The organism is Helicobacter cinaedi CCUG 18818 = ATCC BAA-847 (assembly GCF_000155475.1).
Lineage (GTDB): Bacteria > Campylobacterota > Campylobacteria > Campylobacterales > Helicobacteraceae > Helicobacter_C > Helicobacter_C cinaedi.
The window spans coordinates 623,201-637,435 of the sequence record NZ_DS990392.1; the positions used below are offsets into that span (position 1 = coordinate 623,201).

A 14,235-nucleotide genomic window follows, 5' to 3' on the forward strand; every position below is an offset into this window, starting at 1 on the left:
AAGGGGATTTGTATCACTCTAATGTTTTTACTTGTTGTATCAAAATGTCTATCTTATGTCATTACTAGGGCTTTGCCAAAGTAGCTTTTTTATTCAATACAAAAACTACCAAAAATCACTATGTTAGATTCTAGAATCTGTTTTTTCTTTCTTAGTCTTGTTTGTTGTTTTCTCTCTTTGTCATATTGAGCGTGAGCGAAGTATTTATGTTTTTTTTTAGATTCTAAGTTTTTTATTTTTTTTATAAGGGGGAGAGATTTAAATTTGCAAGTGTGGATTAGTGCTTACGCACGAATGCGAAGTCGGCTCGTAGTCGTGCCACTCGCTCCCCCTTATATATCGTTCGCAATCGTGTCGCTCACCCCTACAACGCTTTTATAGGTTTACATTTCACGCAATTTAATTTAACACGCTTAAAGTCGTACCTTAAGCGTAAAACTAGCTAAACAACATTTTCTCGTAGAGATTCTGCGTTAGCAGAATCTAAAAAATCAATGTTACACACAAAACGTGAATCCTTACTCTCGCCTACTTTGTGGTGCATAAAATCGGATTCAAGGCGGGCAGAAGTGTCCCGCTGCCGATTTTATGCTAGAAGCAGAATAGCGAGGCTCGCCCCTTGATTGCCGATGTAGTCTCGCAAATCCCATAAGGGTAAAAAGCGGAGATTTTTTCGGGGCTAAGGGGTGAGCGGTATATCTGTAAACGGGAGAGGATAAACCTTTTTTCTTTTTGCGGAAGTGATAGAGAATATTTTTTATATTTGTGAATCTTGATAAGTAGATTCTATTGTTTTAATCCACACTTAGAATTTTTATAAAAAAGGGGAATGAGTGGCAAGATGAGCCGACTTCGCATTCGTGCGTAAGCACTAATCCACACTTGCAAATTTAAATCTCTCCCCCTTATAAAAAAACAAAAACTTAGAATCACAAAAAAAATATAGATACTTCGCTGTGGCTCAGTATGACAGAAAAAATAAATAAAAAATCTAAAAGTCAAATATTTCAAGCAAAGACACTTCACCTAACGCTAAAAACGAATATTGCTTCTTTCTATCCTTTTGCCTTGCTTTGATTGTTATATGTTACATTTTGTATCTTATTGATATGTTTAGATTCTAAAAATGATACAAATCGTAGCATATAAGATTCTTTTTTTGTCATTCTACCGCTATGCCACATACGCAAACTACTCTTTTATGAAAAAATACGCTTTTACATTTATTTTCAAAGGATTAGAATGGAAAGTTTTATTGACATTTTTCATAGCATTGTTGATAGCACAAGTGGCTTTCTATACACTTATTGGCTTGTATTTGCACTGATTTTATGTGGTTTATACTTAACTATCCGCACAAGATTCATTCAGCTTCGCTTTCTTAAGGACGCCTTTATGGTGCTAAAAGAAAAAAGCCACGAAAAGCATATCTCGCCATTTGGAGCGTTGATGATTTCTACTGCTTCACGCGTGGGGATTGGCAATATTGTGGGTGTTTCTGTGGCTATCGTCGGCGGTGGCGTGGGAGCTTTATTTTGGATGTGGCTCACTGCCTTAGTGGGTGGGGCAAGTGCATTTGTAGAATCTACTCTCGCTCAAGTATATAAACGAAGTGATGGAGAGCATCGCTACAAAGGCGGTCCAGCTTATTATATAGAAACAGCTCTCAAGTCCCGCGCACTTGGCGTTATCTTTGCTATCTCACTTATTTTGTGCTTTACTTATGGATTCAACGGATTGCAGTCCTATACACTCACTTCCGCATTTGAAATTTTTGTAGGTAGCGAAAGCTTTAATAAAGGCTATTTTACATTTTTTGTAGGCTTTATCCTTGCCGCACTTGTGAGCTTCTTCTTTTTTGGCGGTGGGAAAAGCTCAGCAACCATCTCCACCGTGCTTGTGCCTGTAATGGCATTTGGCTATCTTGTGGTGGCTCTTATTGTCATCGGTATGAATCTTGACAGGCTTCCTGCTATCTTTGGCAATGTTTTACAAGAAGCGTTCAACTTCCAAGCTATCTTTAGTGGTTTCGCAGGAAGTGCCATTGTCATTGGCGTAAAAAGGGGGCTTTTTTCAAATGAAGCCGGTATGGGTTCTGCCCCAAATGCCGCAGCTGCCGCACACACAAGCCACCCCGCCAAACAAGGTATGGTGCAAACACTCTCCGTCTTTATTGATACGCTTATTATTTGCTCGGCAAGTGCGTTTATGGTGCTATGTGCGGATTTAAGCACCTATGCAGACGCAAAAGGTATGGCACTAATGCAAAATGTAATGCAGGGCTATTTTGGCTCTTTTGGTTTGCTTTTTGTGAGTGTGGCTATCGTGCTTTTTGCCTTTACTTCATTGATTGGGAATTATTTTTATGCTGAAGCAAATTTTAAATTCATCACGCACAATAAAACCGCATTACAAATCTTTCGCTTTTCAGCAGTGGCAATGGTCTTTGTAGGTGCACAGCTCAATCTCCAGCTCGCTTGGGACTTGGCAGATGTGTTTATGGGCTTTATGGCGAGTATCAATATTGTGGTAATTTTGCTACTTAGCAATATTGCTACAAAAGTGCTAAAAGACTATGAAAAACAACGCAAAGAAGGTAAGAATCCTGTGTTTAAAGCTGCAGATGTTGGTATCCACGATACAGAGTTTTGGAAATAGCAGAGTTTTTGAAATAACATTGTATGCTAGATTCACCTAGAATCTAGCTAAAGCTAAATATAGCTTCCCAAATATGATTTAAGATTCTGCGTTACATCGCTCCACTGCCCCATTTTGCTTTGTGTCATACACAGCACATTCTCATACCACGGCGTACTTATACCATTACCCCACCGCCAATCATAGCGTTTATTGAGTAAAACAAGCGTATGTTTCCCCATACTCCCACTTAAATGTGCCACAGCAGTATCAATACTAATGACTAAATCTAGCTCTTTGATAATCTCATAAGTTTGTAAAAAATCATTCATTGGCTTTTGGATAATCCCAAATTTATCTAGATTCTCACAATGTGCCTTATTAATGGAGTAAATCTCAACACCCAACCTTTGAGCATCTCGCAACGCACTCATCAGCACTTCAAGGGGAATATTCTTATTCGCAGATTCAGGAAAAGCAGAATCTGTGCTAAAGCAAATGCCGATTTTTTTGACCCCATAGGTTTTGATCTTGTGAGTTTCCATTCTAGGCGTATCGCAAAAAGACAAAGATTCTAGCTCTTGCTTATGGGACACACCTAACGCATAGGGCAAAGATAGAAGGGAGATTGCCACATCATATTCTAAGTCCTGTGCAATGCCACAAACACAAGGCATATGAAACTTTTTAAAAAGTGGCAAAAGCGGCTCTTGTATCAGCACAAGCACATTTTTAGCAACCTTTTGCAATAGTGGCACAAAGCGACTAAACATAATAGAATCTCCAAGCCCCTGCTCGTGATAGATAAGCACATTTTTATCACTCAAACACTCGCCCTTTTCCCAAAGCTTTGTAATGCCCTGTGGAAGCATATTTGGGAGCTTTTTACGCTCTTCATAGATTCTAAATCCATTTACTAAATCTAAATGCTTTAATAAAAAATGTGCGTAGTTAATGCAATACTCGCTTTTTTGTGGATTAAGCCCTATGGCTTGTTGATAGAGTGTTTGCGTATCTTGGGGCAGAGCATTTGCGTAATTTAACGCATTAGCATAGTTAAACAAAAAATCACTATCATCTTTGTAGTATTGATAAATGCCACGATACACCTCCAATGCCTCGCTAAAAAGCCCAATTTGCACATAAGTATTAGCCAGATTCACACCCGCATCAAGATAGCCTTTGCTTAAAGCGTTCAAATACAGCTCAATTGCCTCCCCAAAATGCTTCAAGCTCACTTGTGCGTTGGCGAGATTAAACATCGCTCCCAAATCGTTGGGATCAAGCTTAATAGCGATAGTGTAGTGTTTAATGGAGTTTTGTGAATCTTCAATATCAGAATAGGCTTTTGCAAGGTTAAAATGCAAGGTTGGATTATTTTCCATTACCTTTTCTTGCGTTAAAAGTAAGCTAAGTTCAGCAATACTCGCCTGTGGATTCCCACCGCGGCGGTAGGCTTCTGCGAGATTTATCCTATGGCTAAAGTCATTTGGGGCAAAATTTGAGGCTTGGGTAAAGTATTCCACCGCTTTTTCATACATTTCAAGCTTTAGCATAACAATACCTGCCAAACTCCAAATGTCTGCACGCGTGCAATCTATACCTAAAATCTGAATGCAAATATCCATACACTCGTGATATTGGCTTTCCTCATAAAGCCTAAAGGCTGAATGCACGGCTGAAGCGATATTAAAACTTTGTTGAGACATAGGCTACCTTTAGAAATTTTCCAAAGATATGAAGCAAAAAAAATGCCACCCTCTAGCGAGAGCGGCTACCAAAAGCGATTGTCTTGTAGAGCTTCTCTACAAAAATAGAATCTTAGAACACTACACCAAAGATAATAGACATACGCTGATAGTCGTTTTTAAAGTCTTTGGACCGCACAGAATCTGTGTTGATTGATGGACCCGGTGTGCGTGAAGAGCTTGTCATCTGCCCCATTACATAGCGTAGCCCTACGCTAAATACATTTGACACTTTCACACCCATACCGATACCATAAGTCAAGCCGTGATAGACATTATCGAGCGAAGTGTCATTTTGTGTATCGCTGATATAGAAATTATCCTTTATACTATGATAGGCATAGCCCACCATACCTTGGATATAAAAATATCTTGCTTGCACTCCCACAATCACAGGCACTTGCACACCCCAACCATTAAAACCTAAATCCGTCATTACCTTTGTCCCACCGGGTAAACCTGTATTTTGTCCGGGCCAAAAAGCATTTGAATTCCCAACGGATTTAACATAAATTGGAGCGGTGATTTCAGTCCCAACATACGGACGCAACCCACTTGCAGACTTAATAGATGTGATATACATAGAATAACCCACATCAGCTGAATGCAGATTCAAATCGCCAAGCATTGAATAAGAATAGCCCAAATGCCCCTCGCTAAAAAGATACCAGCGTTGAACATTCCCAGCCTTATTTGAACCATTGAGAATTGACCCACTTGCAAAATTCCCCAACAACTGCTTTTTGATGTCATTATTGTTTTTAGCTGGAGCAGCAAACACCACACCCCCAGCCAAAGCAAGTAACAAGAAAATTCTTTTTACACGAATCATTTTTAACTCCTTATGTTTGATTCTAAAATGCGTATAATAGCATAATAAGTTGATATCGGCTTAAAAACGCAAAACTTTAAACACTTAATTTCAAGGTGTGATAATGGCGGCTTTAGAAAGATTTGTAGCGTGCAAAATCGTGCTATTATGTAATCTCGCATAATATTTCATAAGATTTTTTTGCAAAATAGGTTCAATACTTGGCACAAACCACGCATTATTGCTTGTTACAATTACTAGTCTAGGATTATCCGCATAAAAATCACTATTTGTCCCTTCATAACAAATCGCATTTTTAAACCTAACACCCTTAATGTCAAAATACCCAAACTCACGCCCCGGGCTAAATCCCCCAATGCCTTCAAAAAATACATTCACAATGGGCAGTAAAAATTGTGGCAGACGCTCCCCAAAAGGCACAAGTAGCACTTTATCAAGGAATGTCATCTCACCATTTTCAAACTTATAAGTGCTATTAAAATACAACACTTCACCATTTTCATTTTGCTCTACACGCAACGCCCCAACAATGATGACAATATCCTTACTCATCTGCAGAATCTTGTCAAAGTGGGAAAAATATTTAGAATCCAAAGGCACATAAAAGGCACTTTCAGCTAAAACAACAGCTTCATAGCCTTTATTTTTTGCTATCTCTATTTGCTCTATATAGTTTTGAAAAATACTCTCCATTTGCTCCATACGCCAAGTAATATCCTGACTGACTTCACTTTGTATAAGCTTAATTTTTAGCGGAATATGTGGCGGATTTTCACTAAAAGTTTTAGAATCTAGAGCAAAAACAAGACATAAAATCCCTACAATCTTCCACCAACGCTCATATTTGATAGCAACCCACAGCCCAAGCACAATAAGCCCTAAGCTTAATTTATCCACTCCAAAATAGCTAAAAGCAAATACACTCTCAAGCATAATCCAATCAAACCCAAGGGGTGTAAAAAAGCTTAAAAGCATTATAAAGCCAAACCGCCACAGCAGACATTCACACCATAATCCAACATAAAATACACACGCTATAAGCAAGGCTTCAGCCACCACCACAAGCGGAATAAGCACACTCATATCAAAATATCGTAACCCCAAACTTATCCAATAAAACCACAGCACCCCAACGAAAAATCCCACACTAAAGCGGCGATTTTTAGGTGTGAAAAGCACACTTGCGATACTTAGCAACCCAAAAATAGAAAGCAGAATCTTAGGAGATTCCACATCACAAAGCTCAAAAATCCACTGGATATAAAATGGAGCTACACAAAAACTTGCGAAAATAAAAGAGATAAAAAGCCACATAAAAACTTTTTTGTAGCTTTGTCTATCACGCCAAGAAAAAGGAGTGTAAGGCGTATCAAGCATAGCTTTTATACGCCTAAAAGGATTTGAAACTTGAAGATTCAGCATTTAAAATTTTAGCTTTGAAGACTTGAAAACACCATACCCGTTGGATTTGACTTATTTAAAAGTCGTTCCACCATCAATAACAATAGTCTGCCCAGTCAGCCAAGCACTCTGTGTCTCATCACATAGGAAAAACGCTGCACCCGCCAAGTCTTCAGGCGTCCCCATACGATTAAGTGGGGATTGCTCCTCTACCTTTGCCTTAACTTCCGCATAATCAGGGAAAGCTTTAAGTGCATCAGTATCAATAGGACCGCCACTTACAGCATTGACGCGTATGCCCCATTCGCCAAGCTCCGTTGCCGCATACTTTACCATTGTCTCTACCGCATTTTTAGAATTCCCGTGTCCAGCATAATTTGGCATATATACAAGATTTCCCGTTGAGCTAAGAGAGACAATCGCCCCTCCACCCACTTCTTTCATTCTTTTTGCCGCTTCTTGTGCGCCAACGACAAATGCCAAAACCGTTGCAGTATAAATATTATTTAGCCCCCTAGGTTTTAAACGCATAAATGGTGCAAAGCCACCTGCCACGCTCTTACCATAAATGATCGCATTTGACACAAAAAAGTCAATGCGTGAAAAATCTTCATCAATCTTTTTAAATAACTCAACATACTGCTCTGGCTCAAGCACATTTAAAGGATAGAATCTTGCCTTGATACTAAACTTGGATTCAACATCTTGTGCGATTTTTACCGCCTCTTCCTCATTTTTATTATAGGTAAATGCGATATTCACGCCATTTTGTGCAAATTTATACAAAATCGCTTTACCAATCCCACGCGTAGCACCGCTAATCACAAGCGTTTTGCCCTTCATAAAACTTGTAGTGCAATTTTGATTATTCATTGTTTCACCTCGTATTTTTGTAAGATTTTGTGTATTTTATCCATATTTTCCTTAGAAGGTGCTACTAATGGCAGACGATATTCCAAATTTTTTAATAATCCTGCCAAAAACATCGCCGCTTTTATGGGTATAGGATTACTCTCACAAAACAAAACCTTATTTATTTCATAAAGTTTTGTGTTTATCTCATAGCTTTTTTTCATATCCCCTTGCAATGCGTAATGTGTCAAATCGGCAATTTCTTGTGGCAAAAGGTTGCCTGTAACTGAAATCACACCCCTGCCATTATTGGCAAGAATGGGATAATTAATCGCATCTTCACCACTCAAAAGCATAAGCTCTGGCACTTCCGCACCAAATGCCACTACCCTATCCATAAGTCCAGCAGCTTCTTTAATCGCATAAATATTGCTACACTCTTTATGTAATCTCTTTGCTGTCTCTATCTCAAGATTCACGCCCGTGCGAGAAGGCACATTATAAAGCATAACAGGAATCTCCACCGCATTTGCCACAGCTTTATAATGCTGAAATAAGCCCTCTTGTGTGGGTTTATTATAATAAGGCGTAACACATAACGATGCGTCCGCTCCACATTTTTGTGCAAATTGTGAAAGCTCAATGGCTTCACTTGTAGAGTTGCTCCCTGCCCCAGCAAGCACCTTCACCCCACTCCCTTTGCAAACTTCCACCGCAACTTCAATACATTCCATATGTTCCTTATGTGAAAGCGTGGCAGATTCTCCAGTAGTGCCAACAGGCACACAAGCGTCCATTCCATAAGCGATTTGCCGCCTAATCAAAGATTCATAAGTTTCAAAATCTACTCTCCCCTGCTTAAAAGGTGTGATTAACGCACTCATCGCTCCTTGCACCATTGCCTACTCCTTTATCTCTGCCTACTTAGTATCTTTTAAGATTACCACACTCAGTGAATCTTGCGTAAAATATGTATTTGCCACTTCTTTGATTTTTTCAATACTTAAAGTATTGATTTCCCTTTCATACCGCAAAAGTGGGCTAATATCCCCACGCACAAGATAGCTTCCAAATAGTCCTGCTACATCTCCTGCACTCTCCAAGCTATATATAAAACTCGCACGAGTATTGATTTTAACCTTTTCTAGCTCTTCTTGTGAAATCTCGCCTTTTTTCAACCTATCTAATATCGTATAAATCTCTTTTTCCACAGATTCTGCACTCACACCCTGCCTTGCTGCGGCAACGATTAAAAACACGCTCTCATCTTTTAAATCCATATTATACGCATACGCACTCGTAGCGATTTGTTGTCTGTCTATAAGCTCGGTTTGAAAGATACTTGACTTCCCGCTGCTTAGAATCTCCCCTATGGCACTTAATGCCACTTGATCCTTGCTTAAATAATTTGGAATCTTATAGCCCATTGTGAGATACTCAACTTGTGAATCTTTTTTCACAATCACGCGTCGTTCTCCATCTTGCTTTGGCTCTTTTGCAACAACTTGCGGAATAGAATCTGTCCTATTTTTCAATGCCCCAAAATGTTTTGTAGCACTCTCAAACACTACATTTGGTTCAATATCCCCACTCACAAGCACTATGGCATTTTGTGGCTGATAATAAGTCTCATAAAATGCCCTAATATCCTCAATTTTCCACGCTTTAATATCCTCCATAAAGCCAATGGGCGTCCAATGATAGGGGTGATATACATAAGCCGTATTAAAAAAGCGAAAATACAAATAGCCCATAGGCGAATTATCCGTCCGCCATAATCGCTCTTCAGCCACAACATTCCTTTCAGGCTGAAACTCACTATCTTCCAACGCAAGATTGCTCATAAGCTCGGCAAATAGCTCTAAAGACTTATCCATATTCTCCGCACTTGATTTAATAAAATACCGCGTGTAATCAAAGCTCGTAGAAGCATTATTCACCCCGCCAAAGCCTTTCACAATCTCATCAAACTCCCCAGCCCTAAGATTCTTAGTAGATTTAAAGCTTAGATGTTCCAGCATATGGGCTATGCCACTTTTTCCCATACTCTCATTGCGACTGCCGACTTTGTAAAACACATTTGTCTCAATCACGCCACTTTGATTATGCAGGGGGACAACCACAATTTCTAGCCCATTTTCAAGCATTTTTGTGTAATGCTTAGGCAACACACTTTGTGTTGAAAATGCTGAATTTATGCTCGTTACAACACTCATCAAAACTCCTAAAATTAGAATCTTCACTTGCTATGCTCACTCTTTGGGTGAATTTGCTTTAGAATCTTGCTGTGCTTGTGATGCCTCTATTTGCGATGTTGGCAAATCTTTATCCGCTAGATTTTGTGTAGAATCTAGCTTAGATTCTATTGCTTTTGTGCGAGAAGCTTTACCCTTTGTTCCATTTGTAGAATCCGCCTTTTTTGCCCTTGTTTTTTTAGGCTTAGATTCTGTTTTTTTAGATTCTGTCTTTTTGGGGCTTGGTGTTTTTTGGGTAGATTCTGTGTCCTTACTAGAATCTAGCTTTTTCTTTCTTGTTTGTGTTGGCTTTGTCTTAATGACAATTTTAGAATCCTGCTTATCCTGCGTTTTATCTGCATTTGACTTTTTGCGTGTTTTTGGCTTTGTTTTAATATTCTGCCCTAATGCTTCATATAAATGTGTGAATCCATCTGCTTGGAGGCATTGTAACAAGCCTTCATTAATGCTCCTACACAAGCTTGGTCCTTGAAACACAAGCCCACTATACACCTGCACCAAACTCGCCCCTAGCTTAATACGCTCATAAGCCTCCTGTGCGTTATCAATCCCGCCAACAGAGATGAGAGCTATCTTGCCAAAAAAGCTTTCACTTAAGATTCTTAGAATCTCTTTTGATTTTTGCTTTAACGCCACTCCGCTAATGCCGCCACTATCTTGTGGATTCTGCACGAGCGTGTGATCAATAGTCGTATTTGTTGCGATAATCCCACTTGCACCGTTTTTGATACTTATCTCTACAACTTTTAGCATCTCATCTTTATCCATATCTGGCGAGATTTTCAAAAAAAGTGGCTTTTGCGTATGCGTGTGTGCCATAGCAAAAAGCTCCTGCACGAATGAAACATTTTGCAAATCACGCAAGTTCGGCGTATTTGGCGATGAAAGATTGAAAGTGAAGTAATCCCCAACCTCCAAGCAATCAAGCAAAACATTTTCATAGTTTTTCAAAGAATCGCTTTGAGCGATGATTTTATTCTTGCCAATATTTACGCCAAGCGGGATAGTATAGGGGTAAAATGCTTTTAATCTTTTTGAAATAGCAAGTGAGCCTTGATTATTAAAACCCATAGCATTTTGGAGACTTTGCTCTTGTGTGTGGCGAAAGAGACGCGGTTTTGAATTGCCTTCTTGTGGGGCTTGAGTGATTGTGCCAATCTCCAAAAACCCAAATCCAAGAGTGGTAAGCCCCTTTATCATCGTAGCATTTTTATCAAATCCAGCCGCCAAGCCCACAGGATTATAGAATCTCATACCTGCAACTTCAACGCCTAATGCCTTATCCACCACACAATTTTTCCCTGCCACATAGTCCTGCACCAAAGGCAAAGGTAAGACACGCTTAATAAAAGATTCAGCTAGATTGTGAGCTTTTTCAGCATCAAGTTTGAAAAGATAAGGAGAAAGCATTTGATACAAAGACATAAAAACACCCCGAGAAATTAAATTAGAAAGTTAAGTTGTGTATTGTAGCAAAAAAAATAAATCTATTTTAAAATATACTCCACTATCTTATCAATCTCTATAAAATCCATACAATGAGAATCCATTTCACAATAAGGCTTATAGCAAGGCATACAGGCTAGTTTAGCATTAGGATATAAGGCTATGCCTCTATCATAGAGATATATCTCTTCCCCACTTGTTGGACCAAATAGCACCACCACTCTCTTTTTCATAGCCAATGCCAAATGCACACCCAAGCTATCATTACTTACCAGCACATCACACCCAGCAATCCAATCCATATAATCATAAAGATTATTCATTCCTTGCTGCCAACTATATGTAAGCTTAAGCGTATCTAGCCTTTGAGCTAACTGCTCCCATTTATTCTTTCCCATAGCTTTAGTAGGCCATTTACTTCCCACAAAATGATTCAGCCCCACGACAAAATGCTCTTTTGGCTTTGGCACATAGCCTAGAGAATATTCTTGATTACGCCAAGTGCAGCCTACCATTTCCACAATGATTTTCTGCCAAATATCGTGCGTTTTACTCCCACTTTCCTTATCGCGTATATAGTTCTTAGCGACAAAGCCCTGCATATAAGTGTCATATTCCCCACTTTGTGTATTAAAGCGAAAGCCCACCTTCTCCCAAGCCTGTATTATATCAGCCAACGCACAGATTCCGTGTAATTTTTCAAGATTGACTACCATATCGTATTGCTCTTTCATCAACACAAATGGCACAAACTCATCCCACACAAGCACCCTATCAATATACTTATTCTGTGCCACTAGTGGCAGTGCTTCTTGAGCGACAAGCCAAGTGATATGAGAGTGTGGATATTTCTCTTTAAGTGCCTCTAGCACCACTGAGCAACGCACCACATCACCCAAACTTACAATTTTACTAATCTCAGGATCAAGTGTCTCAGAATAGCCAAGCTTTAGGATTAAAATCTTCACTTGTAATTCTCCAAAAACCAAGGATTTTTTGCTAAAAAGTCCCTGCCGTAAGGATTCTTACATTCTTTTACCGGAAGATAAGTAGCATTAATAGCAAGGTATTTTTCTTGCCTTTTTTTATCCTCATCGCTTTGTGTAAAGCTTCCATCAAGTCGCTCAAACATCTCTTTTGTAAGTTCCAAAATCTCTTCAGGCGTGTTATTGATGATTTCAAGCTCGTTTTTTGCATAAAAACCAGAGTGCCAAATGCTAAGTTGTGTAGGATCTTCATAATCACAGCCATAATGGCGATCTGCTTTTTGTGTCTCAACAAGCTTGATCCACTCTTGTAAGCCTACCATTTTTCCATTATGTTTATGACGATATATTTTTGGAATTTGAATGGCATTTTTGTAGGGTATATTCCAATAAGCAGGTGTATTTACCCCACAATATGGCGTATCAAAAAGCGAACACACATCGGTAGCCCCAGAAGTAGAAGATGATAGGACAAATTTTGCCCTATACTGCAAATAAATATCCATAAAATCACTTCGCCATTTACTTAGAGGATAGTCAATCACTTTGTCGTGTTTATAGCTCATCGCCTTAGCCACAACCTTACCAAGTCGCACTACAAATCCACCACGAGCTAAAATCTCATCAATGGCTAGATTCAAGCTGTCAATATCACTATCGCGGTAGTCGTGATATGACCATCCTCTTTCTCCAGTGTCGTGATTCACAGAGTATTCAAATGTTTGATCCAAATATGCACTATCTCTTGCAAAAACGCAGACAAACCAATCATTTTTGCCTATACCCATTTCCTCCAAGATTCTATCGCCATCTTGTTTCTCAGAATCTGTAAAATAAAAACTGCTCTTTGTGTTGAGATATATGTCATATTCATTGCCCTCATATGGCAACTCAAAAGCATATTTAGATTTGAAAAACAATAATAGAGACAAGCAGCGAACATAAAAAGGATGTTTGGATAAACTAACAACCTCTATTATCTCACTCCACCTTTGTAACAAAAACTCATTGCTCACTGGCAATGGTGCAAGAAAAATTATTCTCTCGTTAGTATCATTTTTTCTTTGTCGCACAAATAAATCCGTATTAAGTGCCAAATGCCCAATCCTACAAGAAATAAGTGTTGTTACCCTTGTGGGTTGTTTGAGATTCAAAACCCACATATACGGCCATACAAATGGAAATAAAATCAACTTCACAGCAAATTTTATATAACCCACACATCTAAAAATCCCTTCACGCAATACACCATACACCGAAGTTGGTAGTATCGCCTTTACTAAATCCTTACACTTTTTAAACATTTTCTTACTCCTTATTATTTTTATATTTCACTTATCTAGCCCTGCTTCAACACAAAGCCAATTCCCACGCCCAAAGGTAAAAGCACAGGAAAAGCCTTATCCTTAACACGCACAGATTCTAAAAACCTTAACACACCCTGTCCCTTTTGTGTGGTAGGCACATCGTTTAAAATATCGCCTTGAAACAGCCCATCATCTACCATTAAGATTCCACCCACACGCAAGAAATCCCATAAAATCTCAAAATAATCCGCATAATGCTCCTTATTCCCATCTAAGAAAATAAAATCAAAGGAAGCAGGTAAAGCTACCCCCCCCCCCGCACTATGGAGCGAAGTTTGCAATATCTCAAATGCATCACCCTCAAGCAATGTGATATTTTTCACACCATTTTTCTCAAAATTTTTCCTAGCAATCTTGGCAAACCTGTCATACTTCTCAATACTCCACACACGCCCATCTTCACCAATAGAGCTAGCCATACTCATCGTAGAAGCCCCCACAAAAGTGCCAATCTCTAGCACATTTTTAGCTTTAATACTCTGCAACATAAGTTGCTGAAATCTCCTTACGATAGGATCTGCTCCCATATACTGCTGTCCGGGAAACTCCTCTGGAAATTCCAAAGAAAACTCTTCAATCTCATCACATCTAGAATACTTATGACATCGCTCAAAGATTCTCTTGTTTATCTCATCTTCACTCGCCTCATAATAATCCAAAATATGATGTGACACCATTCTATCGTGCATTTCAATTTTGTTTAACATTGTG

11 protein-coding genes and 1 pseudogene are annotated in these 14,235 nt (G+C 39.0%); 1 reads left to right on the top strand and 11 read right to left on the bottom strand.

Features of this window, described 5'->3' with window-relative positions:
• Positions 1 to 1,055 precede the first annotated feature (1,055 nt).
• The gene (locus tag HCCG_RS12840; protein WP_268257956.1) at positions 1,056 to 1,190 is read right to left on the bottom strand and encodes a hypothetical protein; all 135 of its coding nucleotides are present in this window, start codon (positions 1,188 to 1,190) and stop codon (positions 1,056 to 1,058) included.
• A 52-nt stretch (positions 1,191 to 1,242) separates the two neighbouring features.
• On the opposite strand from HCCG_RS12840, the gene HCCG_RS07455 reads away from it, so the two are divergent.
• On the top strand, positions 1,243 to 2,658 hold the full coding sequence (locus tag HCCG_RS07455) for an alanine/glycine:cation symporter family protein (protein WP_002956870.1): 1,416 nt from the start codon (positions 1,243 to 1,245) through the stop codon (positions 2,656 to 2,658).
• A gap of 53 nt (positions 2,659 to 2,711) precedes the next feature.
• On the opposite strand, the gene HCCG_RS07460 is transcribed toward HCCG_RS07455, so the two are convergent.
• The 10 genes and pseudogenes from HCCG_RS07460 to HCCG_RS07505 all read right to left on the bottom strand — a co-directional run bounded on the left by HCCG_RS07460 (position 2,712) and on the right by HCCG_RS07505 (position 14,231).
• Positions 2,712 to 4,346 carry a tetratricopeptide repeat protein gene (locus HCCG_RS07460; protein WP_014666621.1) on the bottom strand — a complete coding sequence of 545 codons (1,635 nt, stop codon included), beginning with the start codon at positions 4,344 to 4,346 and terminating at the stop codon, positions 2,712 to 2,714.
• 112 nt (positions 4,347 to 4,458) lie between these two features.
• Positions 4,459 to 5,217: a hypothetical protein gene (locus HCCG_RS07465; protein WP_002956874.1), complete on the bottom strand. Its 759-nt coding sequence runs from the start codon at positions 5,215 to 5,217 to the stop codon at positions 4,459 to 4,461.
• Positions 5,218 to 5,307: 90 nt separating this feature from the next.
• Entirely contained in the window at positions 5,308 to 6,639 is a 1,332-nt protein-coding gene (locus HCCG_RS07470; protein ID WP_230197920.1) for an apolipoprotein N-acyltransferase, read from the bottom strand.
• A gap of 51 nt (positions 6,640 to 6,690) precedes the next feature.
• The gene (locus HCCG_RS07475; protein ID WP_372449648.1) at positions 6,691 to 7,461 is read right to left on the bottom strand and encodes an enoyl-ACP reductase; all 771 of its coding nucleotides are present in this window, start codon (positions 7,459 to 7,461) and stop codon (positions 6,691 to 6,693) included.
• Between the two features lie 26 nt (positions 7,462 to 7,487).
• Positions 7,488 to 8,369, bottom strand: a complete 882-nt coding sequence (gene dapA / locus HCCG_RS07480; RefSeq protein ID WP_002956877.1) for a 4-hydroxy-tetrahydrodipicolinate synthase — start codon at positions 8,367 to 8,369, stop codon at positions 7,488 to 7,490.
• A gap of 21 nt (positions 8,370 to 8,390) precedes the next feature.
• A complete protein-coding gene (locus tag HCCG_RS07485; RefSeq protein WP_015453534.1) occupies positions 8,391 to 9,686 on the bottom strand; it encodes a M16 family metallopeptidase in 1,296 nt (431 codons plus the stop codon).
• 408 nt (positions 9,687 to 10,094) lie between these two features.
• Positions 10,095 to 11,150: pseudogene (locus tag HCCG_RS07490) on the bottom strand (quinone-dependent dihydroorotate dehydrogenase); the annotation flags it as partial.
• Between the two features lie 62 nt (positions 11,151 to 11,212).
• Entirely contained in the window at positions 11,213 to 12,139 is a 927-nt protein-coding gene (locus tag HCCG_RS07495; RefSeq protein WP_015453535.1) for a glycosyltransferase family 9 protein, read from the bottom strand.
• Positions 12,136 to 13,461, bottom strand: a complete 1,326-nt coding sequence (locus tag HCCG_RS07500; RefSeq protein WP_015453536.1) for a TIGR04372 family glycosyltransferase — start codon at positions 13,459 to 13,461, stop codon at positions 12,136 to 12,138. Before HCCG_RS07500 ends, HCCG_RS07495 begins: the two co-directional genes overlap by 4 nt.
• 35 nt (positions 13,462 to 13,496) lie before the next feature.
• Positions 13,497 to 14,231, bottom strand: coding sequence for an O-methyltransferase (locus tag HCCG_RS07505; protein WP_034548281.1), 735 nt, complete (start codon positions 14,229 to 14,231; stop codon positions 13,497 to 13,499).
• Between the last annotated feature and the right edge of the window lie 4 nt (positions 14,232 to 14,235).